Origin of the sequence: Nostoc spongiaeforme FACHB-130 (assembly GCF_014698475.1) — a bacterium.
In the GTDB taxonomy this organism is placed as follows: Bacteria; Cyanobacteriota; Cyanobacteriia; order Cyanobacteriales; family Nostocaceae; genus Nostoc_B; species Nostoc_B spongiaeforme.
Genome location: NZ_JACJTB010000025.1, coordinates 1 through 26,425 on the forward strand (window position 1 = coordinate 1; position 26,425 = coordinate 26,425).

Sequence of the window (26,425 nt, forward strand, 5' to 3'; positions counted from 1 at the left end):
GAGGTACTCATTTTTTAGCATTTGAGCCTCTGTTTCACTCTATGATTCTGCTTTTATTTTCTGTCGAGAGTGATTGACTACTCACACCTTTGTAAAAAACCTACACCTGTCAGAGGTAGGGGGCTGGGGGACGAGGGGGACAAGGAGGACACGGAAGACACGGGGGACAAGGGAGACACGGAAGCAAAATTTCTACCTTGTCTCCGCCCACTCCCCCCTCTACCTTGTCTCTCCCAACTCCCAACTCCCAACTCCCAACTCCCCACTCCCCACGCCATCAGTTCTACTATTAAAAAAGTGCCTCTTGAATACTAACTACCGCTACCCATGCCTTTATCGCGCATAGTAACGCTAATTGTTGGTCTAATTGTCATTTTGGCAATGAGCCTATGGCTGATAGATTCCCTATCGCGCCTTTATTGGCAATTGTCTTATTCGCCATTGCTCGGAAATTTGCTGCTGTTGCTGCTAGTTGTCTTGATTGGTGGATTAGTGGCGGCGTTTGTTTATTACGTTTTGGTGCTTCAGGCTGGAGAAAAACGTTCTCGCCAAAAACGCAGGCGGGTGACAGCAGCCCAAATCCCGGCGGCGAAATCTGATGCAGCTTCCTCCACACTCCAAGCTGTGCGCCAACAAGTGTCGCAAATACAAGATGAAGTTGCCCGACAAGCTTTATTAAGCCGATCGCGGGAAATTGAAGCTAATTTAGCAAGGGGTGAAATTCAAGTTGTGGTGTTCGGTACAGGAAGTGCCGGTAAAACTTCCTTGGTGAATGCGATTATGGGGCGGATGGTGGGTCAAGTCAATGCGCCAATGGGGACTACCACAGTCGGCGAAACTTATTGTCTGCGGTTAAAGGGATTAGACCGCAAAATTTTAATTACCGACACACCGGGAATTTTAGAAGCAGGAGTCGCAGGTACAGAAAGGGAACAGTTAGCGCGAGAACTGGCGACAGCCGCAGATTTATTGTTATTTGTGGTGGATAATGACCTGCGTCGCTCAGAATATGAACCATTGCGGGGTTTAGCAGAAATTGGCAAGCGATCGCTGTTAATTCTGAATAAAACTGACCTGTATACAGATGAAAATCAAGAAGTAATTTTGGCGCGGTTACGTGAACGAGTCCGGGGTTTTATTTCCGCTCACGATGTGGTGGCGATCGCGGCTAACCCCCAATCGGCACAATTAGAAACAGGGGAACTTTATCAACCAGAACCAGATATTGTCCCACTGCTGCGGCGGATGGCTGCTGTACTGCGGGCTGAGGGCGAGGATTTAGTTGCGGATAACATTTTGCTGCAATCATTACGCCTGGGTGAAGAAGCACGTAAACTCATCGATGCCCAGCGTCGTCGCCAAGCCGATAAAATTGTTGAGCGATTTCAATGGATTGGGGCTGGTGTCGTTTCCGTTACACCCTTACCAGTTGTAGATTTATTGGCGACAGCCGCCGTCAACGCCCAAATGGTTGTAGAAATTGGCAGAGTCTACGGCTGCGAGTTGAACATGGAACGGGGACGGGAGTTGGCTTTATCTTTAGCAAAAACTATTGCTAGTTTAGGGATAGTTAAAGGCGCGATTCAATTAGTCTCGACAGCTTTGCAACTGAATGTTGCCACATTTATTATTGGCAGAGCCATTCAAGGCGTAACAGCCGCATATTTAACCCGCATTGCCGGCAAAAGTTTTATTGAGTATTTTCGCCATGATCAAGATTGGGGCGACGGCGGTATGACTGAGGTAGTACAGCGTCAGTTTCAAATGAACCGCCGCGATGAGTTTATTAAAGCTTTTATTCAAGAAGCGATCGCCAGAGTTGTTAAACCTTTACAAGACAAAGTAGAAGCCCTTGATCAAGATGAAGAAAGTCAGTAGTGCTGAGTGCTGAGTTGGATTGGACAAGGGAGAGGGGGTAGACACGGTAGAAAGATTGCTCCCTTCCCGTGTCTCCCGTGTCCCCCGTGTCTCCCTTGTCCCCCTTATCTCCCCCAGCCCTTTCAAACAAATACTTGCTTTTTCCATCAGTAACATATATATTGCTACCCATCTTTTGCCGCTAAATTTTTTTCACCTCTACGTAACCATGCGGTTTCAATATCTTTATCATGTCTAGCCAAAGCATAATTCAAAGTATATATACTGATGGCGCTTGTACTGGGAATCCTGGCCCTGGGGGTTGGGGTGTTGTAGTTTATTTCCACGATGGCTCAGTTCACGAAATGGGTGATGCAGCCTCCCATACAACAAATAATAAAATGGAGATGCAAGCTGCGATCGCCGCCTTAAAATATTTCCATACCTCAAAGCAATCCCAACCCATCACCCTTTATACCGATAGCGAATATCTCATCAACTGTGTTACCAAATGGGTGAAAAACTGGAAAAAAAAAGGCTGGAAAAAAGCTGATGGTAATCCTGTACAAAATCAAGACCTTTTAGAAATTTTAGATGAATTAAATACCCGTCAAATTACTTGGCAGCATGTTCGTGGTCATGCTGGTAACGTCGGTAACGAACGCTGTGATGCGATCGCCCGGAGTTTTGCTGTTGGTAAAGTCCCTGCACTCAAAGAATTATCTTCTACAAATGCTCACAAAACTTTACCTAGTTCTAATGAACTAAATGTAGCGGAAGTTTCTCAATATAAGGCAAACTCGACAATAATTAACAAAGAAAAATCGGAACCCATTACATCTGCATCAGAAATAACAGCTATGGAACCATCCACCGCACAGAATGCGGCCGCAATTGACACAACAACGCCTGGAATCAGGGTCGAACAACTCCGCAACTTAGTTGAAACTCTCCGCATCGCTGATGAAATTGCTGAAAAAGGCTATCTAATTACTAGTTCTGAATTAGCAGACTTAATGGATGTCCACGCCAGCGCCGTCACTAGTCGCGGGGATCAATGGCGCTGGCGGAACTGGATTGTGTCAAGAGTCCGCCGCGAAGGTAATCAAATTCTCTGGGAGTTAGAACGCGGCGATCGTGTGGGAGGTGAAGAGGAATAGGGAATAGGGAATGGGGAGTCGGGAGTAGAGTATGAAATTCTTTACCACTCAGCACTCCACTCTACCTTGTCTACCCTCACTCACCACTCCCAACTCCCTTAATCACCATACTTCCGTCCCCGCCATTCTTTAGGCGTGCGGGATGCAGATAAGAAGATGCGTAAGACAGCGATGGGATCGGCTAAAGGAGACAGCCAAAATAACCAGCCACCTTTAGCGGTTTTGCGATCATAGGAAGGTGCGATCGCTAGTAACATAGCAAAGCGAATCAGCAGCAAAAATCCATTCAACCCCAGCAATAAAATCTGCGGCAGCGAGACAGGTGTAGGCAGAACAATCAAGTAAGTTAGTAAAATTAGCAAGGGTAAACCCTGAACTGCCGAAAGTAGCCATAAATCTCCCCAAATTTGCCCAGAATTTGATGCGTCTTTAAGGTCAAGGCTGCGTCCCCATTCCTTCCAAGTTTCCAGCGCCCCCTCATACATTCGCACCTTCAGCACCTTTGCGCCATCTAAAAAGCCTACTTTATATCCTTGTGCCGCAATATACCGTGCCAAAGTCACATCATCACAAAAAGAACTACTAGCACTGCTATAGCCACCCACAGCCGCTAACACAGAACGACGACACAAAAAGCATTGACCATTAGCCATAACCCTTTCTGGTTGTTCAGTTCTAATTCCTGCCGGGTCGAAGCGATACAGCAATGTCATCAATAAAGCTGGTTGCAATAAACACTCACCAGGATACTGAAGAATGAACTGGGGTGAGAGGGAAACTAAATCATAACCTTGGGCGACGGCAGTTTTGACTAAACCCGCCACCAAACCTGGATGTGGTTGAGTATCTGCATCCATCCCCAAAAACCACTCACTATCCTCAGAACTATGCAAAAAGCCATTGTGTAAAGCCCAAGGACGACCCACCCAATTAGCTGGTAGGGGATCATCTGTCATCACATGAAAGCGGGGATCTTTTTGCTGTAAAGCTTTGACTAAATCAGGAGTTCCATCTTGGGAATTACTGTCTACAACAATAATTTCTCTCACTTCGTAACTTTGCTGACTCAAGCCCGATAATAAAGGAGAGATGCGACCAGCTTCGTTTAATGTCGGAATCACAACGCTGACATTACCAAAAATGTCTGGTGTAGGCTGTTGGGGCTGAATTGGCGGTAATCTTCCCGGACCCTTCAAGAGACGCGATAGCAAAATTGCTGTGGCTGGTAATTGAATAAGTAGCAATATAAGCGGTATAACGCTTTCTACTGTCAAAGCGTTGTTCATAAATCTGTATTAGCTGTACTCAGGCTCATCTGTAACTTCAAACAAAGTAAAGTATAAATTTTATCAATTCACAAAGTGAGAGAATTGTAAAATTTAGTTAAAATAATACACTTTTTTTCTTGTTCTTAACCTTTCGTTTACCTATACATCTCTGTATTAGGATTATCGTAGAGGCGCTTACCTGGAAAGTTACTGAAAATTAACACCGATGCGCTCACGACTAAATGCAATAAAAAATAACCGATTAGCCTCTTCAACAGCAGTGTTATTACTGACATTAAGTCTAGCTGCTTGTGGCGGACAGCAAGGCTCTGACAGTTCTGCTACCAAGGATGCACCCACTGGCACTGCTCAAGATGCTACAGCCTCCAGCCCAGCTAAATTGGATCTTGGTGGTAACGTTGCATTAACAGGTGCAGGAGCTTCTTTCCCAGCTCCACTGTATACAAGTTGGTTCACTGAGTTAAACAAAAAATACCCCAATTTACAAGTTAACTATCAGTCTGTAGGTAGTGGTGCTGGGGTTGAGCAGTTCATCAAAGGTACTGTTGATTTTGGTGCCAGCGATGTGGCAATGAAAGATGACGAAATGAAGAAAGTGCCTCAAGATAAAGGCGTAATTTTGTTACCAATGACAGCAGGTAGCATTGTTCTTGCATACAACTTGCCAGATGTGGCTGAACTCAAATTACCACGGGCAGTTTACACCGATATCTTACTAGGCAAAATCAAAACCTGGAACGACCCCAAGATTAAAGCAGCTAACCCAGAAGCTAAATTACCTGACCAAGCAATTACAGTTGTACATCGCTCTGATGGTAGTGGTACTACAGGCGTATTTACCCAACATCTCAGCACCATCAGTCCGGAATGGAAAAGTAAAGTTGGTGATGGCAAAACCGTTAACTGGCCAGTCGGCGTTGGCGGTAAAGGTAATGAAGGTGTAACCGCCCAAATTCAGCAAACTCAAGGCTCTATTGGTTACGTTGAGTATGGTTACGCAAAACAAAATCAACTCAAATATGCTGCTTTAGAAAACAAAGGTGGCAAATTTGTTGTACCTACAGACGAATCAGCAGCAAAAACTTTAGAATCAGTCACTCTACCTGAAAACTTGCGTGCCTTTATTACCGACCCAGAAGGTGCAGATTCTTATCCAATAGTTACCTACTCTTGGATTTTGGCTTACAAGAAATATTCTGATCCTGCTAAAGCCAAAGCAGTCGAAGCGATGATTGAGTATGGTTTAACGGAAGGTCAGAAATTAGCTCCAGAATTAGGTTATGTGCCTCTACCACAAAACGTTGTACAAAAAGTAGCAACTGCGGCTGACCAAATTAGCCCAGACTACACAATTGCCGTTACTGGTAGTGGCACTAGTGCTAGCAAATAGTGTTCAAAAATCACTAATCGTGGTGAGGCATCTCTAAGTCCAAAATTGCTTGAATTAATTTTAAGGTCAAGAATTTTTGATTCTTTATGACTTATTGATGTCTCAGTTTTTCAACACGCTGTAGTGGCACTTTGACTTAGCTGGTTTGTTCTCACATTTTTCTCTGATTTAATCTATCAAGTCAGTATTCATGGCTACAAATTCTCAAAATTTGCCATCAGCAGTTAAAGAGCGTTCCGAACTCGGTAGGTCTTTAGACCGAGGTTTTATTTTACTGACTAGGGTTTTTGCTCTAGCAGTTGCCGCAACTTTATTATGGATTGCGATACAGGTTGCCATTGGTGCTTGGCCAGCTATTCAAAAGTTTGGTGTTGGCTTTTTAGCACAAAGTACTTGGAACCCAGTTAATGATGAGTATGGGGTACTACCTCAAGTTTATGGAACTATAATTAGTTCTTTGATTGGGTTACTAATTGCAGTACCAATTGGCGTTGGGACTGCGGTTTTGTTGAGTGAAAATTTTCTGCCCTCCCAAGCTAAAGTTGTGCTGGTGTTCTTGGTAGAACTGCTAGCAGCAATTCCTAGTGTTGTTTATGGAGTCTGGGGAATTTTTGTCCTAATCCCGATTCTAAACAATATTGGTAAATGGCTGAATGCTTACTTTGGTTGGATACCACTGTTTAGTACTTCTCCTACAGGGCCAGGAATGTTTCCAGCAGGGATCATCTTGGCAATTATGACTTTGCCAATTATCACTGCAATTTCTAGAGATGCTTTGATTTCTGTACCACCCAGTTTACGCCAAGCATCAATCGGTTTGGGTGCAACACGGTGGGAAACAATTTTTCAAGTTTTGATCCCTGCGGCTTTTTCGGGAATTGTCAGTGCTGTGATGTTAGCACTCGGTCGGGCAATGGGAGAGACGATGGCGGTGACGATGTTGATTGGTAACTCCAACAAAATTAGTGCATCGCTATTCGCACCAGCCAATACGATTTCTTCTTTGTTAGCCAATCAGTTTGCAGAAGCTAGTGGTTTACAGGTTGCAGCTTTAATGTATGCTGCTTTAGTTTTATTTGTCTTAACTTTGATTGTCAATATTTTGGCAGAGTTTATTGTTCTCCGAGTCAAGCGAGTGTAGATTTAGTTGTGGGTTAATTTTATGACTTCTCATTATCAAGAAAGAAGTTTAACTCGTAGTTCTATGTCTCCTCGGACACTGTTTAATACAGTGATGACTGGGGTGGCAATTCTCTGCGGAGTTTTGGCACTAGTGCCTTTAGTAGCAGTACTGTCTTACGTTTTAATTCGAGGATTTAGTAGTCTCAACTTCAGCATATTTACAGAACTGCCACCTGCGCCTCTGCGTCCAGGTGGTGGTTTTGGGAATGCGATTGTGGGGACTTTGCTAATGGTAGGAATTGCAGCTTTAATCAGTATTCCTTTTGGTGTGATAGCTGCTATCTATCTAACTGAGTTTAGTTCTGGTAAAATAGCTAGGTGGGTACGTTTTGCTACGAACGTCTTGAGTGGAGTACCTTCGATTATTGCTGGGGTATTCGCTTATGGAATTGTAGTTTTAACTTTAGTAAGGCTGAATTTAGGCTCATATTCGGCAATTGGCGGAGGATTTGCATTGGCGATTTTGATGTTGCCAATCATTGTGAAAACAACTGATGAAGCTTTACAGTTAGTATCGCAGGATTTACGACAAGCATCTGTAGGTTTAGGTGCGACTAACTTTCAAACTGTTACACAGGTCGTACTGCCTGCGGCATTACCAGCTATTGTAACTGGATCAACTCTAGCGATCGCCAGAGCCGCAGGTGAAACTGCTCCTTTGATATTCACAGCTTTATTTTCCACTTTCTGGCCAAATAGCTTGTTTCAACCTACAGCTTCTCTAGCTGTGTTGGTTTTTAACTTTGCCATTTCTCCGTTTAAAAATTGGCAGTCGTTAGCTTGGGCAGCATCTTTAATATTGGTGTTAATGGTTCTAATCACCAGTATTATTGCTCGCTGGGCAACTCGCCAAAAAGCCTAGCTAATTATACATCAAATATACAGCAAGTTACATTGCCGTCCCAAAACTTACACTAGACCTTTTATGGCTACTAACATTAGCACAGCAAATAGCACAGATACCGTATTACGCACAGAAAATCTGAACGTTTATTACGGCAAGTACTTAGCATTACAGAATATTTGGCTAGATATCCCCAGAAATAAGGTGACAGCCTTTATTGGCCCTTCTGGCTGTGGTAAAAGTACATTGCTCAGATGCTATAACCGTCTCAACGACTTAATTGATTCATTTAGAGCCGAAGGAAAGGTTTTTTATTACGGTAAAAACTTATACGCACCTGATATTGACCCGGTAGAAGTGCGTCGCCGCATCGGGATGGTGTTTCAAAGACCAAACCCATTCCCCAAATCAATTTATGACAATATTACTTTTGGTGCCAAAATTAATGGCTACAAAGGTAACATGGATGAGCTGGTCGAACGGAGTTTGCGCCAAGCAGCTTTGTGGGATGAAGTTAAAGATAAGCTCCGTCAAAGTGGTTTATCTTTGTCTGGTGGACAACAACAAAGATTGTGTATTGCCAGAGCGATCGCAGTTCAACCAGAAATCATCTTAATGGATGAACCATGTTCGGCGCTTGATCCTATCTCTACATTGCGGGTTGAAGAGCTAATTCATGAACTGAAAGAGCAATATACAATTGTGATTGTTACTCACAATATGCAGCAAGCGGCGCGGGTTTCTGATAAAACAGCCTTTTTCAATGTACGTCCTACAGAATCAGGCGGTCGTATCGGTTATCTCGTAGAATATGACGCAACAGAAGTAATTTTCAATAATCCTCAGCAAGAAGATACCCGCGATTACGTCAGCGGTAGATTTGGTTAATTATTGTCAGTCAACTTAATATTTTTCAAATCCAGAATTAGGTATGCAGTGCATATCTAATTTTATTTTTGGCGTTGCTGATTAGAGGGATGTTTTTTGTTTCGCGCCTTTGCGCCTTTGCGCGAAACATCGATTGTCGCCCCTTGAATTAAAAAGCCGTTTGAAGTATCAATTTTATCGTCTGTTGATATTATCAACTGTGTTTAGTAGGCTATTACATACTTTTAATAAAGTATCTCAAATGTGGCGATCACGTTTTTGATTCCCAGTAGGGTTGCCATAAACTTTGATTCTGACTCAACAGGAAAGTTGATATGTACTGCTTTGGGGTGAGCAACACTCAACGTTTTTAGATAATGCCGAAAAACCTGCCAAACTGGCAACATAACCCCCATTAACTGCGCTAAATTTATGAAAGATAAACGACTTCAAGGGTTTTGTTATCAGGGTCTACCTAGCAAATGAACCACCGATTTTACTGTTGATTATTATATATATTTAATAGCAAATTATAGATAATTAATTTGCAAAATCTACATTAATCAATCAGGCTTCACATTTGCTGCAACCAGGGTTAAAAATGTGTAGACATTGCCATTTTCGCACAACTTAGCCCCCTAAATAAAAAGGCAATGTTCATACATTATCCTGGACGCTACAGCAGCAAATGTTGAGTGGGAGAATTAGGCGATTGGTATGCCTCCTCCCACTCTTTTTTTATGGGAGTAGTTATGGCAGGAGGCACTCCGGCAAAGCCGGAGAAGTCAAAAGTAAAAAACCAAAAGTCAAAAGTATTCTTCATTTTTCCTTTTGACTTTTGCCTTTTGACTTACCGCTACGCGGTTGAGGCAGGAGGCAGGAGGTAAAAGTTTTATTATTCCCGGCGCTCAAGCTTTCTGACTACCTCTATAACCAATTCAAAATCTACAATTCTGCTGTCGTTTGCCTCTACCTATAATCGCTGCCAAGTTAGTTCTTTGGTAGTTTCATCCCAATGCCAGCGTAATAAATTAGCAGGTTGCCCTGGAGAAATTACAGGCAAATTCATGGCTTTTCTGGGGGCATTAGTAGCTAAAGCGATCGCTCTTTCTACATCACAGATTCCCCATTTCAATAAGTTCTGTACTCCCACGAATAACGGCAAAGTCGTGCCTGTCAATGTGCCATCTAGTAACCTGGCTGTACCATTTTTAACTTCTATGTGGCGGCTATCCCAAGGATATATCCCATCAGGTAGCCCCAGAGGTGCTAGGGCATCACTGACTAAGAATAGTTCTTGAGTCGCCCGCAAGAGAATTTTTAGCATTGTCGGTGCGACATGTTGCCCATCGGCAATCAAACCACACATAACATTGGAATTGGTAATCGCAGCCCCTAATAATCCCGGTTCGCGGTGATGTAAAGGTGGCATGGCGTTAAAGGCATGAGTTACCATCGTTGCACCCAAATCAAAAGCTTGTTGGGCTTGGTCGGCAGTTGCCTGAGAATGTCCTAAACTGACGGTGATATCCAAAGAACGCAAATATGCTATGACTTCACCGCCAGGATCTAATTCTGGTGCTAGGGTAATAATTTTGACAATCGAGGTATAATCGCCTAACACCCGTTTGACTTCCTCAATTGTCAGAGGTAAGAGATATTCGGCTGGATGTGCGCCACGCTTACCATAATTCAAAAATGGTCCTTCTAGATGTACACCGAGAATTTTCGCCCCAGTTGTGGAACGAGACGCAAAATCAGCAATAATATTCAGCGATCGCTGAATATTTTCGATGGAAGTGGTGACTAAGGTTGGTAAATAAGCATCCACACCAGCATCCCACAAATATTGCGAAATTTTCGGCAACATTGCCGCGTTTTCTGGTGTTAATTCGGTAAACGCCAAGCCTAGCGCCCCATTAATCTGTAAATCAACACCGCCTAATGAAATCCAATCACCAGCTACATCCCATGTTTGTAAATCCGGTGGTGGAATTCGTTTGAATACCGTACCCATTGGCAAGATTTGTTCAATCACACCTTCGTGATTCACTAAGAGCATCTGTAAATCTTGATAACCAGGTACACGCGCATTGATAATATCTACATTTGAAGCGATGGGTTTGTGTGTTGCTTGGGTCATCACCTTGGACTGAAAGTAGCTAAGTCTAAGTCTGACACGATTGTAAATCTCGCAATCAGCCTTTAATCGAAAATCCCAAATCAAAAATCAAAAATTCTATGTCTCCCCTTGTCGGTATTATCATGGGCAGCGACTCTGATTTGCCCACTATGAAAGATGCGATCGCAGTTTGCACAGAGTTTGGTATAGAAACGGAAGTAGCTATAGTTTCTGCCCACCGTACCCCAGAACGTATGGTTCAGTATGCCCAAACTGCCCATGAACGAGGTATTAAGGTCATTATCGCTGGTGCTGGTGGTGCGGCTCATCTCCCCGGAATGGTAGCCTCTCTCACACCCCTACCTGTAATTGGTGTACCTGTGGCTACCCGCAATTTGCAAGGCGTTGATTCTTTATACTCTATTGTCCAAATGCCAGCCGGTATCCCCGTGGCCACAGTCGCCATTGGGAATGCGAAGAATGCTGGGCTGTTAGCTGTGCAGATTTTGGCTACTCACCAACCAGAGTTATTCGCCAAAGTACAGGAATACCGCCAATCTCTCTCGGAATTGGTGATGAACAAGCAAGCAAAATTAGCACAACTAGGTTATGAACAATATCTCAAAGAAGAACTTTAACCGCAGGTCAAAAGAGGCAGGGGAGCAGGGAGCAAGGGGGATAGTCTGAGACGGAGCTTGTATTCTGCCCAAATGAACGCCCTAGCAGTTTACCAACCCAATATTTCTGTGTAGACCTAGCTCTTGTGCAGGGTGCAGGAGGAATTGGGGAAATATTCTCCCCCTTGCTCCCCTGCTCTTGCCTTCCTCCCCCTGCCTCTTCAGTGATGATTGTCACTCCACTGAGTAAGTAACAATCAATTAATTTTTTTTATAAAAATTTAATATTATTCGAGGATTTTCTTGATCGGAGAGGATAAATCCAATCCCTGTAAAGGATGTGGTTTTTCCTTTCATTTCTTTTAGCGTAGTAAAAAACACAAACTTAAATAAACAGTATCTAAATATACAGAATTGCAATTTTGATAAATAGAAAATCAATCAAATTTATTTGTGAGTTAACCAATGTTTAGAACAAGTAGCGTTTGCAGAATTTCTGTTATGTGATTTTTGAGAACTTCACATTAGTATAGTCACCATTATCAGAATGTATTATGCGAATGGTGTGTTAATGTAGGCATATTTTCTGGTAACCATTGTGTTGACAATTGCCAGCAATTAAGCACGTCAAACATGATAATTCAAGATTAAAGATTAGGTGAAGAACACTTGACGGTTGCGGATAATACATAATAATTTCTTAAGGATAACAGCAAAAAATATTTACAATGAGTTTAGAAAAATTTCTAAACTCATGCTTGGGTTGTTTGGCTTTCTGGCGTGGAAACAAGTGGTTTAAAGATTCGGATCAAAAACCACTGCTTTTGACTGAGAGTATTAGTTTTTTTGCTCTAGATGTTTTTCCTTTCAGGACAGTTTGGAGGGTGAGGTTCAAAGCTCATGCAAAGACAAAAATCAAAAATAAAAATCAGGCGATCATCGGCCAGAAATTATGCTAAAAGCACAGGATTTAACTCAAAGGTCAAGCAGTTAAATTTAGCAATTAAGCGGCTGTCTCCCAGTTGGCGAGCTTGTTTACCTTTGGCTTGTTTAATTGTTTTGGGATGGAGTTATGTAGCGGTCGCCCAAACTCCAGCGCCTGCGGGGCCAACAACAGCAGATTTAAAAATTGCACTTGATACATTATGGGTGGCGATCGCTGCCTTTTTAGTATTCTTTATGAACGCTGGTTTCTGTATGTTAGAAACCGGGTTTTGCCGTCAAAAAAATGCCGTTAACGTTCTCGCCAAAAACTTAATTGTATTTGCCTTATCGACCGTAGCATTTTGGGCGATCGGTTTTGGTTTAATGTTTGGCGATGGCAATGATTTCATTGGACTCAGTGGCTTTTTCTTACCAGGTGATAACAGCCCTGCTACTGGGGATGCTTATAAAGGAGTATTTAGCGCCCTGAATTGGACAGGCGTTCCTTTAGCTGCCAAGTTCTTATTCCAGCTAGTGTTTGCTGGAACCGCCGCCACAATTGTGTCTGGAGCTGTCGCAGAACGAATTAAGTTTGTAGACTTCTTAATTTTCAGCTTATTACTTGTTGGTATTGCCTACCCCATCACTGGACATTGGATTTGGGGCGCTGGCTGGCTGGCAGATATGGGCTTTTGGGATTTTGCTGGTTCTACTGTTGTTCACTCAGTTGGTGGCTGGGCCGCATTGATGGGAGCCGCATTTTTGGGGCCACGCATTGGGAAATATCAAGATAAGCAAGCAGTGGCGCTTCCTGGCCATAATATGAGTATTGCCACTTTGGGTTGTTTGATTTTGTGGTTGGGTTGGTTTGGTTTTAACCCTGGTTCTGTGATGGCTGCTGATCCTAACGCAATTACTCACATTGCTTTGACAACCAACATGGCGGGTGCAGTTGGTGGAATTGCTGCTACTGTTGTGGCTTGGGTGTACTTGGGTAAGCCAGACTTGTCGATGATTATTAACGGAATCTTGGCTGGTTTGGTGGGTATTACAGCATCTTGCGCTTACGTCAGCATTCCTAGTTCTATTGTTATTGGCTTGATTGCTGGTATTTTAGTAGTTTTCTCTGTGCCATTTTTTGACAAACTCGGTATTGATGACCCAGTAGGTGCTACTTCAGTTCACCTTGTTTGTGGTATTTGGGGAACTCTTTGCGTTGGTTTATTTTCCGTCGGCCCTGGTGGTTATCCTTGGATGGTTGACTTAGCAGGTAAACCAGTCGGGCCACATGGTTTATTCGCTGGTGGTGGTTTCGGCACATTAATTCCCCAGATAATTGGTATTCTTGCTGTTGGGGGAATGACTGTTCTTCTTAGCACCATTTTCTGGTTAGTGCTGAAAGCAACTTTAGGTATTAGAGTTACCAGAGAAGAAGAATTAGAAGGCTTAGATATCGGTGAACACGGTATGGAAGCTTACAGTGGATTTTTGAAAGAAGCTAGTCCTAGTGGCTTTTCGGAAGGGACAAGTTCTGGAGAAATTTCATCAGGTGGTGATTTACCAAGTACCTTGTAAGTCTCTAGATTTCTCATCTTATTGCTGACTAACTATCCGCCTCTAACTTTTTAGCAGGCGGTTTTTTTATTCATGATGCAGGTCATAGGTTACAGATTACAGGTTACAGGTGATAGATAATATAGCAATCCTAAAATCTCTCTCCCTTGTCTACCCTGTCTTCCTTGTCTTTGTTGTTCATATAAATTAAGGGTTACAGCTTAATATTTGAGTTTTGGATAATGATTAAATCTCTAATATACTTTGTTTGGACTGGTTTATTTGAACTAGGAGGCTGTTATCTCATCTGGTTGTGGTTGAGACAAGGCCAGTCATTTTGGTTAGGAATTTTGGGTGGAATTACTTTAGTTTTATATGGTGTAATTTCTACTTTTCAACCTGCAAATTTTGGGCGAGTTTATGCGGCTTATGGTGGCGTGTTTATTGTAATGGCAATGCTTTGGGGTTGGCGAGTAGATAAAGTTACACCCGATACTTATGACCTGATTGGTACTTGTGTCGCATTACTTAGTGTTCTAATTATCATGTTTGCACCCCGGAACTAAGTGCAATTTCTCTTGTGAATTGATCACTAATTATGTGGTGAAGATGCTAACTCAAACTACAGCGTTTTTAAAACCCTTACAGAAATAAGGTGACTAGAACAATAATATAAAAATTTTATAGATACACATTAATTAATATCTGAGCAACTATCACAAGGATTATATTTTTGTTAATCTTTCAAAAATCAATGCTGTTGGGTATCTTTCACGACAAAAACCAATGATAAAAAAGCATGAAATGTAATTAAGTATACAAAAAAAATGACTGATGTGAAAAAGGGACAGAAACAAGTGTTCAAGAAAGTTTTGACGATCGCGGCTCTTTCCATATTTCTGTTAGGATGGCCGCTCATAGGTAGTGCTTACGCCCAAACATCAGCAGCCACACCACCTGCGGCTGATACAGGAGATACAGCTTTTATGCTGGTATCATCAGCACTAGTTTTGTTGATGACACCAGGATTAGCATTTTTTTACGGTGGATTTGTGCGATCGCGCAACATCCTCAACACCTTAATGATGAGCTTTGTGTTGATGGCGATTGTGGGTGTTACCTGGGTGTTGTGGGGCTATAGCTTGGCATTTGCACCCGGAAACGCGATTATCGGTGGTTTACAATGGCTGGGGTTAAACGGTGTTGGGTTAGAAACAACAAATTATCTCCAAGGTTCCGAACCACAAGAAGTAGTTTCTTATGCTGGGACAATTCCCCATCAGGCATACATGATTTATCAAGCCATGTTTGCCATTATCACCCCAGCTTTGATTTCTGGTGCGATCGCCGAACGGATGAGTTTTCGCGCCTACAGTTTGTTTGTCTTACTGTGGTCAACCTTTATTTATAGCCCCTTGGCTCACATGGTTTGGGCTAAAGGCGGCTTTCTTGGCTTATATGGCGGTTTAGGCGCTCTTGACTTTGCTGGTGGTACAGTCGTTCACATTAGTTCTGGTGTATCGGCCTTAGTCGCTGCAATTGTTCTCGGCCCCCGCAAAACTCACCCCGACCGCCTCAGTCCACCTCACAACGTACCTTTTATCTTATTAGGTGCTGGCTTGCTGTGGTTTGGTTGGTTTGGCTTCAATGCTGGTAGTGCTTTATCTATTGCTAGTGGAACTTCTGGTGATGTAGCGACAAACGTAGCGACTACCGCCTTTGTCGCTACTAATACCTCTGCTGCTGCTGGTGCTTTGATGTGGCTAATTTTAGAAGCATTTCTACGTGGTAAACCCACAGCCGTAGGTGCAGCCACAGGTGCAGTTGCAGGACTGGTGGGTATTACTCCCGCCGCCGGATTTGTGACTCCGTTAGCATCGATTTTAATTGGTTTTATTACGGCTACTGTATGCTTCTATGCGGTGAGTTTTAAACATAAACTCCAAGTTGACGATGCCTTAGATACTTATCCTGTACATGGTGTAGGTGGTACAGTTGGAGCAATCTTGACTGCTATTTTTGCCACAACTCAGGTTAATGCCGCAGGTAAAGATGGTGTACTCAAAGGTAACTTTGGTGAACTAGGAGTAGAACTAGCAGCAATCGTAGTGGCTTATGCGATCGCCGCAGTTGGTACATTTATTATTCTCAAAGTAATAGATGCTACCGTTGGTCTGCGTGTTAAAGAAGAAGCGGAAATTCAAGGTTTGGATATCAACGAACACGGTGAAGAAGGTTACAACTCTGAATTTGGTGGGGATAGACCTATTACCTAATTCCCCAGTAGCTTGCTCATCTTTGCCGATAGTGGTCAACCAATTTTGGATTTTAGATTTGCAATTTTGGATTGAACCCGACCACAAGGGATAAACAATTTTTGATTTTAGATTTGCGATTTTAGATTAAATCCAAAATTTAAAATCCAAAATCCAAAATTCTGCGGGGTGGGGCTTGTACCCTAAAGAATCCAGAATCCAAAATCCAAAATCCAAAATCTAAAATTCGGAGGGTCAATGTAAAAGTAATTACTAAAGATAGTGTGACTTTTGCGAACTAGCGGGTAAAATTTGAGTCAAATTATTGGCAAATTTCGCTAGTCGTGACCACTTCTGCAAAAACCTTCCCCACTTGGGCGTTGTTATCGTTGGCAACCAACGGCATACTGATGTTGGCGGTCATCCTGCTAATTTTGCAAAAGCAGAGATTGACCGCCGTTTTTAGTGGTTCGCCGTCACAACAAACAATCAATACATCCCAAACTGTCGCACCAGAGTTAGGCCGTCATCATCAACTTAATTACCAACAGTGGTTAGATATTCTTAAACAAGAAGCTCAAGCTGCTACTGAAAAAAATCCTGAGCATTTAAGTATCTTGGTGGGAGACTCTATCAGTCTCTGGTTCCCCACAGAATTATTACCAGAAAATCGATATTGGCTAAATCAAGCAGTTTCTGGCGAAAACAGCACAGGACTCTTAAAAAGATTAGATATATTTGATAGCACTAAACCAGAGGTGATTTTTGTCATGATTGGCATTAATGACCTCATTCGGGGAGAAAGTGATGAAGTGATTTTAGAGAATCTGCGGCAAATTATCAGATACCTCCGCAAAACTCATCCCACAGCCAAAATAGTTGTTCAGTCGATTTTGCCACATGGCGCAGAAGAAGCCACCTGGGAAGGACGAGACAAACTTTTAACTATTCCTAATAGTCGCATTCGCTTATTAAATGAACAATTACAACGTATAGCCACTAGACGTAAGGCAAAATATCTCGATTTATATTCCTTATTTGCTAATCAACAAGGTAATATCCGCCCGGAACTTTCCACAGATGGTTTACATCTCAGTCCCGCCGGCTACCTGGTTTGGCGTACTGCATTGCAGATTTATACTCAATCAGGGAGTGGGGAGTAGGAGAAGATAAGGGAGACAAGGAGGACAAGGGAGATAAGGAGGAAAATTTTAGACTTCATACTTTACACTTCACACTTCTAAATTTGGTCTTCACGCGCGAAAATCAGAAGGAGGAGACACCACAGAGTTAAACATGGATACAAAAGCTTTTAAACGTTCACTCCAACATTCAGAAAATTACAATCGCAAGGGGTTTGGCCATCAAGCCGAAGTCACAACCCAGTTGCAATCTGAGTATCACAGCAGTTTGATTCAAGAAATCCGCGATCGCAATTACAGTCTGCAACGGGGTGATGTTACCATCCGGTTAGCCCAAGCTTTTGGGTTTTGCTGGGGTGTAGAACGCGCTGTTGCAATGGCTTACGAAACTCGTCAGCACTTCCCCACCGAACGTATATGGATTACTAACGAAATTATCCATAATCCTTCTGTGAATCAGCGAATGCAGGAAATGGAAGTCAAATTCATTCCTGTAGAAACAGGCAAAAAAGACTTTTCGGTGGTGGACAACAACGATGTAGTTATCCTACCTGCATTTGGAGCCAGCGTTCAAGAAATGCAGATATTACACGATAAAGGCTGCAAAATAGTTGATACAACTTGTCCTTGGGTATCTAAAGTTTGGAATACCGTGGAAAAGCATAAAAAAATCGATTACACCTCAATTATTCACGGTAAATATAAACATGAAGAAACAGTTGCAACTAGTTCCTTTGCTGGCAAATATTTAATTGTTCTAAATTTAAAAGAAGCACAATATGTTGCTGACTACATTTTAAATGGTGGTAATCGAGAAGAATTTTTGCAAAAATTTGCTAAAGCTTGTTCTGCTGGTTTTGACCCAGATCAAGATTTAGAACGTGTGGGGATTGCTAACCAAACTACTATGTTAAAAGGGGAAACCGAGCAGCTTGGTAAGCTGTTTGAACGGACAATGATGCAGAAATATGGCCCCGACCAGTTAAATGATCATTTTCAAAGCTTTAATACCATCTGTGATGCTACCCAAGAACGACAAGATGCCATGTTGGAATTAGTACAACATGAATTAGATTTAATGGTGGTAATTGGCGGGTTTAACTCATCAAATACTACGCAATTGCAACAAATTGCCTTTGAGAAGGGTATTCCTTCTTACCATATTGATTCCGTAGAACGGATTAAATCTGGTGACGCTCTTGAACATCGCCAGTTAAATGGAGAATTAGCGATCGCCGAAAATTGGCTACCAGCAGGTAAAATCGTCGTCGGTGTGACTTCTGGCGCATCCACCCCCGATAAAGTTGTCGAAGATGTAATTGAAAAGATTTTTAGCCTCAAAGCTTAAAATTTTTGGATTTACGCACAAAAATTCTCTATTGAAGAAGGGTGTAAGGGTTTTAAACACCTACACCCTTCTTCAATACCTATCTTGTATTTTCATCTACACTATTGGCGCTGCGTTTAGCTGTATCGGGATAAACTGAACCCCATTGTTTAACCGCTTCTGCTGATTCTTTCGCAATTCTTTGAGTGCGTTTACCAGGCTCATCTTCGGTTTGACGAGCTTCTCTGTTCCATTCACCAGTAGTTTTTGGTCTATCAGCCTTATCCTGATGTACAACTCTATCAAGCTCTCTAGTTACAGCTTTGGTGTTACCACGCTCAATATTAGCGTTGGTTGTCAGGACTAAAAATCCTACTAGCACTACAGCGACAAACCGCTTTACTTGAAATTGATTTAACAGGGAATTAATGCGAGAAAATGCCTGAGAAATTAAATTGATCATGACCGGAATGTACTCCATTATCTTGAGGTTTTTGGAGTTAATTGGCTGACTTTAAATATAAGTTAGTGATGAAATTGAGCTAAAATCTAACCTATTTTGGAACCAATCAACTTTATCCAAGACATATCAAGACTATCTGTAACAAAGGTAAAGATTCCTCTAGCAGAAGTCAGAGCTTGATTTATGGCTAAAAGAGCATATTTAATGTTTTACAGTCCGACATCTGAATCGGTTGATTTAAAAAACATCTATCTTAAGTGCGATCGCATTCCGTAACTTTCCAAAGAGCAACTTGCTGTCTGAGTTCTTCTATATCTAAATAATCATAAGCGAAAGCTTTGCGTAATAAAGCATGGGGAATAAATTCATCATATTTTTGCATTTCTGGAGCTTCGGCTGTACTGATTAAATCTTCGGCGGAAATTCTTTGCTCACACAAAGAAGCAATTTCTGATTGCAGATATTTCACCTTACCTTTACCTAATTTCAAAATCATATAATAAGGATTCATCCCCCCCATACTACTAATTTCTAAAGATTCTCGACAAAAAGCATTCAGCAATCTTTCTAAAGTGCGATAAGCTACTGTTCCCATCCAAGGGAAAATACAACATTTATTTTTATCTAATGGCAATATATAAGATTTCGCTAATCCAGCAGACTGAAATAATTCTCTAACTGTTTTTAGGCGTTGTTGAGCATTTTTTTGTAAATAGCTATATTCAACATCTTCTATTAAAACCTGTCGCATTCGTTGTAAAATTTTAGTATGAATACTACCGCCACCACCACGCCAATAAACAGTAGCTTTACCATCTACCTGTTTAGCTAAAACCACTTTTCTTTTAAAATCAACTTCTACAACTTCCCAAGTGCGACCAGCTAAACCAAATTGATTCCCCACAGGTGGCGGTGTCACAATACTACCAATTTCTGTTGTACTTTGCTTTACGGTATATTCTTGATTATCAGCAAATACAGCATAAAATTGAAATCTCCCGACTATCTTTTCCCCAGACAAACCGATAATTAATTTACCCTGCTCAGTTTGTTGAATATGACCAATATCAATTAAATAACGTAACAATAGTTTAAAATCTGCTGGAGAAATCGCCGCAAAAGGTGGCATATTTAAAACTTGTTTAGCTAAACTCGCCGGGGATAATTCTCCCGCCGCTAATAAAATACTCATTGTCTGATGATAAAGCAAACTCAAAGGATATTTCGGTGGCTTTATTGGCTCAATCCAACGTTCTTCTAAATAAAGTTGAATAATAGCAATACACTGTAAAAGTTGCCAGGGAATTTGCTCAGGAAGATATGCTTCCGATAATGGTTCATCTTCAGCACAAACAAATCGCATATCCGCAGTTGCACCTCTTCTACCAACACGTCCCAATCTTTGTAAAAAACTAGCCACAGATAAAGGTGATTCTAACTGAATAACTCGCTCTAAATTACCGATATCTATACCTAATTCTAAAGTGAGTGTAGCCGCAGTCACAGCAGGATGATGGGGTTCTTGCATAGCTTTTTCCGCAGCTTGGCGCAAACTCGCCGAGATACTCCCGTGATGGACATGATAAATATCTGGTTGTGCTTGTGCTTGTGCAATTTGTCGTAAGGAAGCAATTACAGATTCAGTTTGAGTACGGTTATTTGCAAATATCAGACATTTTTTATTTTGGCTGAGGTTAAAAAGATAATTATCATATATTTCTGAGGAATTAATATCATCACGAAGATAAAAATGTTCAACAGCCAGTTTAATTTGACGTTTACCAGCTTCAATTTTAGGAGTAATGACTTGTTTATCAGTTCCCGAACGTAGCCATTCTTCCGCCATTGAATAATCGCCAAGGGTAGCTGATAGACCAATGCGTCGGGGTTGTGATTGAATTGCATTAGCTAAACGCTGCAATTGACAAATAATCTGACAACCGCGTTCCGAACCCATAAAAGCATGAATTTCATCAATAATGACAAATTTTAAATCTCCAAATAAGCGCACTAAATCATGATGTTTATTTATTAATAAACTCTCCAAAGATTCTGGCGTAATTTGAAGAATGCCTTGGGGATTTTTTAAAAGCTGATTTTTGCGGCTTTGCGCCACATCACCATGCCAATGATAAACAGGAATATCGGCTGTTTTAAGTAAGCCATTGAGGCGTTCAAATTGGTCATTAATTAAAGCTTTAATCGGGCCAATATATAATGCACCTATTGTATTAGTAGGGTGATTATGTAATACAGTTAAAACTGGTAGAAATGCTGCTTCTGTTTTTCCCGCCGCCGTGGCTGCCGCTACCAATAAGTGAGCATCAGTGTCAAAAATCACTTCACAAGCAGCAATTTGCACTGGTCGTAATTCAGTCCAATTGTGATGGTAGATATATTCTTGAATAAAGGGTGCAAGTCGGTTAAAGGCATTAGTCATGGTGAGTGTTCAGGCTGAAAATAATACTATCTTTTAGCACATAACACCCACTCTGGTGAAATTAGGAGAAATATTAGATATTGAACCAAGTGTTAAACTGATGCACTTAATAAAAACAGAATATACTGATTTAAACTGACATTTTCTTGTTCAGATGCTTCAGCTAAACGACGATGTAGAGATTTTGGCATTCTCAGAAGTAGCTTACCACTGTATTTATCATCAGTGATAGGTAAAGGGATTTCGTCTCCAGCTTCATAAGCCGTTTCAATCCATAATTCTCTGGCTTCATTAATATTTTCCATCGTTTCTTCTATTGTTTCACCTTGGCTGAGACATCCAGGTAAATCTTTAATTTGAGCAACATATCCTCCTTCAGAGTCAGGATAAAGTGTGATGGAATACTTCAAATTCAAATAGTACTCTAAAAAAGGCGAAAATCCTCAAACGTGACCTCTGGTGGTCGGTTGAGAAATTGCTTAATCAATTTTTTTAACTTGCTTATTGAGCAATAGTAATATATATAGTATCATAACTCATTTTTGATTTTTTAACGAATTGCCAAAAACAAAAAGGAAGATAAGAATAATTATTTAGTTCGATTTTAGAGAGTTTTAATACTAGTAAATAAGGGGATAAAATTTAATTTATTTAAATTAATATAAGTTTTTCAAATATCGCTATTATAAACATATTATTTTGGTTAACTCAAATATGAAATTAAATATTGAACAAAAGCTTTGGAATCTAGGTAAAGAGAATGAATCATATACAAAAGAAGATTTTTATGAAATTATCGATGCTCTATTGGATGATTTTCAGGAGTTTATAGGTCATAATTTTAAACGCGATACAGAAATTAATTTAGATATGAAAAAACCACATTCTCCTTCATTTGGTCGATGGATGTGGACAATGGAAACAGAAAACTCTCCCCTATCTACAGTTTGGTTAGCTGTCATAGGTGGTGATATGGTTGGTACTGAAAATAGAGACAATGTTTTTCATGTTAGCCTGACGCTATTTTTGTTTGATGCTATTAGCAAAAAGCGCCTGTGTCTTACAACAGGTGAAAGTGTCATTGAGTTTGTTTTTGAAAGACAATCTAATAGTCGTGGATGTTGGCGTAGTTTTGGGTGGTGTAAAGATGAATGGGGAGAGTGGGAAGATATTAAATATGAGTAGTGTATTTATCAATAGTCCGCTCGAATTAAAAATGATTAATATGTATGAAGCTTTTAAACACCAATTAACAATAAAATTTAATCAACGCCAGAATGCGATCGCACTTAGCACAGATGGAAATACTCTAGTAACAGGTGGGGCTGATGACCAAAAAATAAGTGTCTGGGATACCAACACAGGTAAATTAATTAGAACTTGGATGTTTGCACCTGATGAGCTTCTACATGGACTGTCAAACACAGTTGAATCTGTTGCTATATCCACAGATACTAAAATTTTAGTAAGTGGTGGTAGGTTAATTCAGATATGGAATTTAGAAACTGGACATAAGATTCGCACTTTAAAAAGCAGAGGTGCTATTTGTATCGTCATTAGTCCTGATATGACAAAACTAATAACTCATGGAAGTGGAAGAAGTCCCACAACTATTATCTGGGATTTGCATAAGGGTAGAAAAATTTATCAGCGCACTGGTCAATATGACTGTATTTTATCTTTTGTCATTAGTCCAGATAGTAAAATTTTTATTGGAGGAAATGGAACTACTAATAATGTAACTATTTGGAATTTGAATACAGGCAGTATAATAAAAGAAATGGAAAATAAAGGCGATATCCGAGTTCATAAACTTGCTATCAGTCCTAATGGTGAAACTTTAGCAGGAGGTGGTTACGATGGAATAAAAATTTGGGAAATTGCAACAGGAAAGCAAGTTCAAACAATAGATAAATTGAAGAATATACAATTTCATTCTCATCTTGATTTCATCAATAGTCTTGTGTTTAGTCCTGATGAAAATATGCTATTGAGTAGTGGTAGTGATGGCTCAATTCAGGTATGGAATGTGCAAACTGGTAAAAATATCTATACTTTTCCAAGTGAGCTAAGATTTAGCTCAATCGCACTTAGCTTTGACGGACAAACTTTAGTAGGTCATGCACAATCTAATAACACAGTTGAGGTTTGGAAGAATTCTACAGCTATAGCAACAATTTAGTTTTTAGTATATTTCTATCTTTGATTACAAACTAAATTCTGCTGCGTCATCTTCATCGATAGCTGCATTTTTACCAACAGATGTAGGTTTGAATTGAGAACCATGAATTAATTCACCAAATGCTATTTTCGGATTTTGATGTAAGATATTCAGCACGCTAATAAAGTCGCGGATGATTTCGCCGGGGGTGAGTAAGGCTTCAGCGCCTAAGCGACTGACAATTTCTTGTAAAAATTCTTGTAAGTTGCGATCGCTCAACGTTTTATCATAGCCATAGTGGGTTACATGAATTTCTTTCAGGCGTTGTAGAAGGGTGAAAATTTCAGCCTCACTCAAGGGGTTTAGCCGAATAACTGGCCCTAAAAATTCCTGAACATTCGCTTGAGTAGCAAAGCGACTTTCTTTGGTACGTCTGCGCCAAGCTTGGTCAGCAAATAGTCCCCGGTTTTGGTCTTCTAAAAATTTGGTTGTACCGCCAATAAAAATACCCAGATGTTCAGCTTTGCATTGCATGGTATCGTTAAACATTGCCAGCAATCTGTTATAGTTTTTTTCGCGGGTAACTGTGGTGGATATTTGGTACAAATTTACCGCTTCATCTAATAATACTAATAAACCTTTATAACCAATTTCAGCCACAAATTTAGCTAACAATTTAACGTAGTCGTACCAACTTTCATCATCAATAATTACCCGCACACCTAAAGCAGACCTAGCTTCAATTTTGGTGCTGAATTCACCACGCAACCACCGCAAAGCCGCATTTTTTAAATTATCATCATCTAATCGATAACCACGCCAATAAGCAATAATCACATTACCAAAATCAAACCCATGAACTAAGTCTTCAATATACTGCACAACTTCTCTAATTTTGGCTTCTACTTGGTCATCAAAACCTTCGTCGTTGGGACGCATATTAGTTTCTTTGGCAACTTCTTGTTGGATTTTATTAATCCAACCTTCTAAAATTGAAACTAAAGCACCGCCATCAGGACGGGTTTTGGTGGAAAGATGACTCATTAATTCTCGATAAGTCGCCAAACCTTCATTATTACTTCCCGCGAGGCGACGTTCATAAGATAAATCAGCATCAGCTACGACAAAGCCTTGTTCCATTGCACGGTTGCGAATCATTTGCAGGAGAAAGCTTTTACCGGAACCATAATTACCAATAATAAAGCGAAATGCTGCGACACCTTCGGCAATGTCATCTAGATTTTGTATCAGGCTTTTAAGTTCTTGTTCTCGACCAACTGCTATGTGTTCAACTCCTAGTCTTGGTACTACTCCCGCACCCAGGGAATTAATTAAAGCAGTGGAAATTTTCTTCGAGATTTTGAGCTTTGCCATGTACTTCACTAGATTTTAGATTTCGCGCAATAATAATTTTACGATAACAAGTAATTTAATTTGATGATGCTTGCCTGCTCATCAAGTCTTCGTACATAGCAATTATTTTGCGGACATTGTGCTGATGTTCTGGATACACTGAGGGAGTGTCTTCTCCTGGTTCGATGATTAATTCCCCAATGGTATCATTTGCCCGGTCGTTAATAGAATCAATCAAGAGATTAGGCATGGTAATATTAGCTTCGGCAATTTGTTTAATGCTTGCTTTGGGGTTATCTGCTTGTAATATTGCTCTTAATACTTCAATTTCATGACCTGGCAATTTTTCTAACAAATTAGTCCATTCTTCTGGTAAGTCTTCACTGGTATCTTCTGAAGGTGCAATTAAATCAGCAAATGGAAATAATTCGGGTTCATCTTCTAGGGAGAGATTTATTGGTATAGGTTCTAAATTCAGTGTTTCTGTTTGTTGCAGTAAGTCCCAAATTTGACTTTGTAATAAATCTCGTTCTCCTTGTAAGATTAAAATTTGACTATTTAACTGGTCGATTTCTGATTGGTGATTAATTTTTTGCTGATGTAATTCAGTTAAACTATTGGTGATGTTATTCTTTTCTGTAGTGATATCTGCCAATAATTGATTTTGCTGATTAACAACAGTTTCTAGCTCTTGAATTTCTACCCTGAGTTCATACATTTTTTCTTCTAGCTGCGGTTTGAGTCTACCTAGTAAGGTTAAGTTACTCTCAATTTCTTGCTTATCTTGGCGTAGTTCATGAAGTTGAGTTTGTAACTGGGCAATTTCAGCATGAGAAACATTACTATGTAACTCTAATCGGCGTTTTTCGGCTGTGAGGTTAGCACAAATGTTACTAAGTTCTGTATTAGTTTGCTCTAGTGTTTGAATAGTATTTTTCAGGTTATTAGTTTCAGCTTCTAATTGCTTTTTTTGTCCGGCAAAATTACTTAATTCTCGATGCAGACTATCTCTTTGATTGCGAGATTCGGAAATTTGATTTTGCAGTTTTTGGTTCTCAGCATATAACAAGTTATGATGTTCTTCAATTTGTTTGATTTCTCTGTAAATGCGATTTTTTAAAGATTCTTGCTCTTTAATGCGTTTACGTAAGGTCGTTAACACCAGCAGTTCATGATGTCTCCGGCGCTTATCGACAAATAATGCGGCGGTATATGTAGCAAGGACAGTAATTATGCCTGTTAAGAAAGCTTGACCAAAATTCCAATTAGGAACCAGACTAAGCCCAAAACTTACACTAAAGGCAACTACACCTAGAAGAAATCGATTACTGACCATTACTGCTTGCATATTGCTGGTGTGAATTCGTAATTAAGATTGAGGCTGAGGATCAGATTTATGAGGTAAGAATTCAGGAGTCAGAATTCAGAATGCAGAATGATTAATCAATATTGTTCTAGGTAGGGAGTCTAATAATTGA

Annotated in this window: 21 protein-coding genes; 14 read left to right on the top strand and 7 right to left on the bottom strand. The window is 40.6% G+C overall.

Going from position 1 to position 26,425, the window contains the following annotated elements; genetic code table 11:
* The first annotated feature begins 327 nt into the window (after positions 1-327).
* On the top strand, positions 328-1,878 hold the full coding sequence (locus tag H6G74_RS18085; protein WP_190968990.1) for a YcjF family protein: 1,551 nt from the start codon (positions 328-330) through the stop codon (positions 1,876-1,878).
* A gap of 230 nt (positions 1,879-2,108) precedes the next feature.
* A complete protein-coding gene (gene rnhA, locus H6G74_RS18090; RefSeq protein WP_190968991.1) occupies positions 2,109-3,017 on the top strand; it encodes a ribonuclease HI in 909 nt (302 codons plus the stop codon).
* A gap of 98 nt (positions 3,018-3,115) precedes the next feature.
* On the opposite strand, the gene cruG is transcribed toward rnhA, so the two are convergent.
* Entirely contained in the window at positions 3,116-4,303 is a 1,188-nt protein-coding gene (gene cruG, locus H6G74_RS18095; RefSeq protein ID WP_190968992.1) for a 2'-O-glycosyltransferase CruG, read from the bottom strand.
* A gap of 208 nt (positions 4,304-4,511) precedes the next feature.
* Here cruG and pstS point away from each other — a divergent pair, with 208 nt between their 5' ends.
* From pstS to pstB, 4 genes are all read left to right on the top strand, one after another.
* The gene (pstS, locus tag H6G74_RS18100; protein ID WP_190968993.1) at positions 4,512-5,696 is read left to right on the top strand and encodes a phosphate ABC transporter substrate-binding protein PstS; all 1,185 of its coding nucleotides are present in this window, start codon (positions 4,512-4,514) and stop codon (positions 5,694-5,696) included.
* A 190-nt stretch (positions 5,697-5,886) separates the two neighbouring features.
* A complete protein-coding gene (gene pstC, locus H6G74_RS18105) occupies positions 5,887-6,837 on the top strand; it encodes a phosphate ABC transporter permease subunit PstC (protein WP_190968994.1) in 951 nt (316 codons plus the stop codon).
* 21 nt (positions 6,838-6,858) lie between these two features.
* A complete protein-coding gene (gene pstA, locus H6G74_RS18110; RefSeq protein WP_190968995.1) occupies positions 6,859-7,740 on the top strand; it encodes a phosphate ABC transporter permease PstA in 882 nt (293 codons plus the stop codon).
* Between the two features lie 63 nt (positions 7,741-7,803).
* On the top strand, positions 7,804-8,610 hold the full coding sequence (pstB, locus tag H6G74_RS18115) for a phosphate ABC transporter ATP-binding protein PstB (RefSeq protein WP_062294424.1): 807 nt from the start codon (positions 7,804-7,806) through the stop codon (positions 8,608-8,610).
* 952 nt (positions 8,611-9,562) lie between these two features.
* On the opposite strand, the gene nagA is transcribed toward pstB, so the two are convergent.
* A complete protein-coding gene (gene nagA, locus H6G74_RS18120; protein WP_190968996.1) occupies positions 9,563-10,732 on the bottom strand; it encodes an N-acetylglucosamine-6-phosphate deacetylase in 1,170 nt (389 codons plus the stop codon).
* A 98-nt stretch (positions 10,733-10,830) separates the two neighbouring features.
* Between nagA and purE the strand changes: the two genes are divergently transcribed.
* From purE to H6G74_RS18150, 6 genes are all read left to right on the top strand, one after another.
* Positions 10,831-11,349, top strand: coding sequence for a 5-(carboxyamino)imidazole ribonucleotide mutase (purE, locus tag H6G74_RS18125; protein WP_190968997.1), 519 nt, complete (start codon positions 10,831-10,833; stop codon positions 11,347-11,349).
* Between the two features lie 879 nt (positions 11,350-12,228).
* Positions 12,229-13,827: an ammonium transporter gene (locus H6G74_RS18130; protein WP_190968998.1), complete on the top strand. Its 1,599-nt coding sequence runs from the start codon at positions 12,229-12,231 to the stop codon at positions 13,825-13,827.
* 221 nt (positions 13,828-14,048) lie between these two features.
* Positions 14,049-14,372: a YnfA family protein gene (locus H6G74_RS18135; protein ID WP_190968999.1), complete on the top strand. Its 324-nt coding sequence runs from the start codon at positions 14,049-14,051 to the stop codon at positions 14,370-14,372.
* 291 nt (positions 14,373-14,663) lie between these two features.
* Positions 14,664-16,082 (top strand): ammonium transporter, encoded by a 1,419-nt coding sequence (locus H6G74_RS18140; protein WP_190969061.1) that lies wholly within the window; start codon positions 14,664-14,666, stop codon positions 16,080-16,082.
* Positions 16,083-16,405: 323 nt separating this feature from the next.
* Complete coding sequence (locus H6G74_RS18145; protein WP_190969000.1) at positions 16,406-17,224, top strand: SGNH/GDSL hydrolase family protein; 819 nt, start codon at positions 16,406-16,408, stop codon at positions 17,222-17,224.
* 133 nt (positions 17,225-17,357) lie between these two features.
* On the top strand, positions 17,358-18,551 hold the full coding sequence (locus H6G74_RS18150) for a 4-hydroxy-3-methylbut-2-enyl diphosphate reductase (protein WP_190969001.1): 1,194 nt from the start codon (positions 17,358-17,360) through the stop codon (positions 18,549-18,551).
* A 79-nt stretch (positions 18,552-18,630) separates the two neighbouring features.
* Here H6G74_RS18150 and H6G74_RS18155 read toward each other — a convergent pair whose 3' ends face one another.
* The 3 genes from H6G74_RS18155 to H6G74_RS18165 all read right to left on the bottom strand — a co-directional run bounded on the left by H6G74_RS18155 (position 18,631) and on the right by H6G74_RS18165 (position 21,843).
* Positions 18,631-18,993, bottom strand: a complete 363-nt coding sequence (locus tag H6G74_RS18155; RefSeq protein ID WP_190969002.1) for a hypothetical protein — start codon at positions 18,991-18,993, stop codon at positions 18,631-18,633.
* A 253-nt stretch (positions 18,994-19,246) separates the two neighbouring features.
* Positions 19,247-21,433: a DEAD/DEAH box helicase gene (locus H6G74_RS18160; RefSeq protein ID WP_190969003.1), complete on the bottom strand. Its 2,187-nt coding sequence runs from the start codon at positions 21,431-21,433 to the stop codon at positions 19,247-19,249.
* Positions 21,434-21,525: 92 nt separating this feature from the next.
* Positions 21,526-21,843: a type II toxin-antitoxin system HicB family antitoxin gene (locus H6G74_RS18165; RefSeq protein ID WP_242051272.1), complete on the bottom strand. Its 318-nt coding sequence runs from the start codon at positions 21,841-21,843 to the stop codon at positions 21,526-21,528.
* Positions 21,844-22,147: 304 nt separating this feature from the next.
* On the opposite strand from H6G74_RS18165, the gene H6G74_RS18170 reads away from it, so the two are divergent.
* Entirely contained in the window at positions 22,148-22,618 is a 471-nt protein-coding gene (locus H6G74_RS18170) for a hypothetical protein (RefSeq protein WP_190969005.1), read from the top strand.
* Positions 22,548-23,615, top strand: a complete 1,068-nt coding sequence (locus tag H6G74_RS18175; RefSeq protein ID WP_190969006.1) for a WD40 repeat domain-containing protein — start codon at positions 22,548-22,550, stop codon at positions 23,613-23,615. The genes H6G74_RS18170 and H6G74_RS18175 overlap by 71 nt, the downstream gene beginning before the upstream one ends.
* 24 nt (positions 23,616-23,639) lie before the next feature.
* Here H6G74_RS18175 and H6G74_RS18180 read toward each other — a convergent pair whose 3' ends face one another.
* Both H6G74_RS18180 and H6G74_RS18185 read right to left on the bottom strand, forming a co-directional pair.
* Positions 23,640-24,968 carry an ATP-binding protein gene (locus H6G74_RS18180; protein ID WP_190969007.1) on the bottom strand — a complete coding sequence of 443 codons (1,329 nt, stop codon included), beginning with the start codon at positions 24,966-24,968 and terminating at the stop codon, positions 23,640-23,642.
* Between the two features lie 55 nt (positions 24,969-25,023).
* Entirely contained in the window at positions 25,024-26,295 is a 1,272-nt protein-coding gene (locus H6G74_RS18185) for a tellurite resistance TerB C-terminal domain-containing protein (RefSeq protein WP_190969008.1), read from the bottom strand.
* Positions 26,296-26,425 lie beyond the last annotated feature (130 nt).